Raw genomic sequence first — 3,279 nt, forward strand, 5'->3', positions numbered from 1 at the left:
CCCCCGACGGTCTGCCCTGGGGGGCCGCCGTGCTCGCGCTCGGGATCGCCGTGGAGACGGCGTACGCCGCGCGTACCGGGGCCGCGGAGAGCGGACCCGCGCTGCCCGGCGGGTTCACCGGCGGGAGCCTCGGGGTGCTCGTCGGCTGGGTGCTCACCGCGATCGGGCTGGCGCTCGCCGGCCCGGCGCTCACGCATCTCAGCGGCAGGCTGCTCCAGGCGGTACGGCCGGGAGCCCTGCGGCTGCTCGCCGGGCGCGTGCTCATGGAGGAGGCGACCCGTATCGGCCGCCCGCTCGGCGTGGTGTGCGCGGTGGCGTCGGGCGCGTATGCCATGACCGTGCTGCCCGCCGGCACCCGCTCCGGCATCGGCCCCCTCACCGCGCTCGGCGCGCTGCTGGTCGCCGGATGCGCCGTGGCGACGCTCCTGACCACCGCGGCCGAGGCGAGGAACGCGCGCGCCGGCGTCACGCAGGCCCTGCTGCGGATCGGCGCGCCCGCCGGTCCGCTGCGTACCGCGGCGGCCCTGCGTGCCGGCGCCCTGCTGGTCGTCCTCGCCCCGCTGACCTGGGTGATCGCGCAGCTCGCGGCCCTGCCGCTGGCCCGCTGAGCGGTCTGCTGAGCGACCCGCCGAAGGACGCGCGAAGAGTCATCGCCCCGCGCGCGGAGGAAAGTGCGCGCGGACCGATGACTTTCCGCACGCCCCCCGGTCCACACCTCCGAACGGCAACGCACCGCGAAGCGCCCCGACGGAGGACCCGACATGTACCAGCAGATGATCTTCGTGAATCTGGCCGTGAACGACGTGGAGGTCTCGAAGAAGTTCTTCACGGAGATCGGCTACACCATCAACGCGCAGTTCTCGGACGAGAACTGCGCCTCCGTGGTCATCAGCGACACGATCGTCGCCATGCTGCTGAACAAGCAGCGCTACGCGGACTTCACCAAGAAGGAGATCGCGGACTCGACGAAGACCAGCGAGGTCCTCCTGTGCCTGAGCGCCGAGAGCCGCGAGAAGGTGGACCAGCTGGTCGACAGCGCGATCGCGGCGGGCGGTTCGGCCAGTGGCGAGACCCAGGACCACGGCTTCATGTACGGGCGCGCCTTCGACGACCCGGACGGCCACACCTGGGAGATCATGTGGATGGACCCGGCGGCCGTCCAGGGCTGAACGCCCGCACGGCCCGTCCGCGCCCGGGCGGGCCGTGCTTACATGGGCGGGTGCAGACCAGCCCCGCCCATGTGGCCCACCACGGCGACCGCGAGATCGAGTCGCTGGAGGAGTTCGACGCGACCGTCTCGGCCCGCGGCACCCTCGCCGGATTCCGCGTCCAGGCAGTCGATCTGACGGACCGTACGAGAGAACTGCTCGCCAGCGACACCGCGGGGGCCGTCTTCCTGGGCTGCCCCATGCGGGAGAACGCGGCGGCCAAGATCCGCGCCGACGGCGCCCTCGTCTTCCCGCCCCTGCCCGACGTGCCGTTCGACCCGTACCGCGGCCTCCTCTACACCCCCGACGAGCTGTTCGCCTCCCTGGACCAGGGGTACGAGGCGACCCCGGACGCCCTCGCGTACGACTGGTTCCGGCGGACCAGGGCCGACGGCGACATCTACGCGTCGATGCTGCGCTCCGTCCACGACGACTCCGTCTCGGACGCCCTCGACGAACTCCTGCGCGGGGCGCGCGTGGTGGGCGTGATGGGCGGCCACGCCATGGCGCGCGGCACGGAGGCGTACGACGGCGCGGCCCGGCTCGGCCGCGCCCTGGCCCGCGCCGGGTTCACGGTCGCGACCGGCGGCGGCCCCGGCGCGATGGAGGCGGCGAACCTCGGCGCGTACGCGGCCCCGTACCGCGACGGCATGCTGGACGAGGCGTGCGAACTCCTCGCCAAGGCACCCTCGTTCGTGCCGTCGGTGACGGACTGGGCGCGCGGCGCCTTCGAGGTGCGCGAGCGCTGGCCGCGGGGCAACACCTCGGTGGGCATCCCCACCTGGTTCTACGGGCACGAGCCGCCGAACGCCTTCGCCTCGCACATAGCCAAGTACTTCGCCAACGCCACCCGCGAGGACGGCCTGCTGGCCCGCTCGAACGCGGGCGTGGTCTTCCTGCCCGGCGCCGCCGGCACGGTCCAGGAGGTCTTCGACAACGCGACCCCCAACTACTACGAGTCGCGCGGCGAACCCACCCCCATGGTCCTGGTGGACCGCGCGCACTGGACGGAGCGCCTGCCTGCCTGGCCGCTCCTGCAGGCCCTCGCCCGGGACCGGTCGATGGAGTCCCGCATCACACTGGTGGACCGGATCGAGGACGTTCCGGAGGCCCTGGACCGCCTGTCACGTAAATGAAACCTAAAGCCAAGGGTCAAGACGGACACATGGATTGACAACCGGAGACGGCGCCCAATAAACCTGTGAGGCGTCTGGGATTGCTGATTCAGAGCAACCTCCCGCCACCCCCCTCGTTTTTGTGCATCCCGTGAAGGGCAATCGTGTCCATATCTCGACGTACCGCACGTTCCGTGCGCATTCTCGGAGTTGCCTCCGGCGCGGCCGCGCTCACGCTCGGCCTGGCCGGCAACGCGCTCGCCTGCAACATCAGTGAGTTCTCGGCCGTCGCCAAGTGCGACGGCACCAAGGGCGTCATCAGCGTCACCGACAAGGACCCGTCGGGCGTCAAGGCCACGGTCTCCGTCTACCTCCAGTCGAACGGCGCCGACGCGAAGCTCGTCGGCGAGCAGGTCGTCGAGGGCACGCGCGAAGGCGTGACCATCGACTTCTCCGAGGACTGGAAGCCGAAGGCGACGTACCGCGTCCACGTCAAGGCCGGCAACCAGGTCAACGAGGACATCAAGCCGAACCTCGTCACCCCGGACGAGGCCTGCGCCCCGTCGGAGGAGTCCACCCCGCCGGCGACCCCGTCGCCCTCGGAGGAGCCCTCCAAGCCCGCGGAGCCCTCGAAGCCGTCGAAGCCGGCCGAGGAGTCCCCGGAGCCGTCGGAGTCGGAGAGCACCCCCGCGGCCGAGACCGGGGACAACACCCCCTCGCCCGCCGGTGACTCCAACCTGGCCGAGACCGGTTCCAGCTCCAACACCGGTGCGATCGCGGGCATAGCGGCCGCGCTCGTGGCGGCCGGCGCCGGCGTGATGTTCGCCCTGCGCCGCCGGGGCGCGGCGAACAACCGCTGACCCCACCCCAGTTACACCGTCTGTGGCCCGTCCCCTCCCAAGGGGGCGGGCCACAGCGCGTCCCACAGGGGCGCGGGGACCTGCGCCCCGTAGGGG

3 protein-coding genes and 1 pseudogene are annotated in these 3,279 nt (G+C 72.0%); all 4 read left to right on the forward strand.

Annotation, left to right across the window (positions count from 1 at the left end; all coding sequences use genetic code 11):
• Positions 1–608: pseudogene (locus FGF04_RS38545) on the forward strand (hypothetical protein); the annotation flags it as partial.
• Between the two features lie 153 nt (positions 609–761).
• On the forward strand, positions 762–1,169 hold the full coding sequence (locus FGF04_RS38550) for a VOC family protein (protein ID WP_149516048.1): 408 nt from the start codon (positions 762–764) through the stop codon (positions 1,167–1,169).
• A 50-nt stretch (positions 1,170–1,219) separates the two neighbouring features.
• A complete protein-coding gene (locus tag FGF04_RS38555; RefSeq protein WP_149516049.1) occupies positions 1,220–2,344 on the forward strand; it encodes an LOG family protein in 1,125 nt (374 codons plus the stop codon).
• A 173-nt stretch (positions 2,345–2,517) separates the two neighbouring features.
• Positions 2,518–3,183 carry an LAETG motif-containing sortase-dependent surface protein gene (locus FGF04_RS38560; RefSeq protein ID WP_235882738.1) on the forward strand — a complete coding sequence of 222 codons (666 nt, stop codon included), beginning with the start codon at positions 2,518–2,520 and terminating at the stop codon, positions 3,181–3,183.
• The last annotated feature ends 96 nt before the right edge of the window (positions 3,184–3,279 follow it).

This window comes from Streptomyces apricus, assembly GCF_008369065.1.
Lineage (GTDB): Bacteria > Actinomycetota > Actinomycetes > Streptomycetales > Streptomycetaceae > Streptomyces > Streptomyces apricus.

What these genes read in the sequence shown, in the direction of transcription:
- FGF04_RS38550 (WP_149516048.1), top strand. Translation starts at nt 762, where the DNA reads ATGTACCAGCAGATGATCTTCGTGAATCTGGCCGTGAACGACGTGGAG.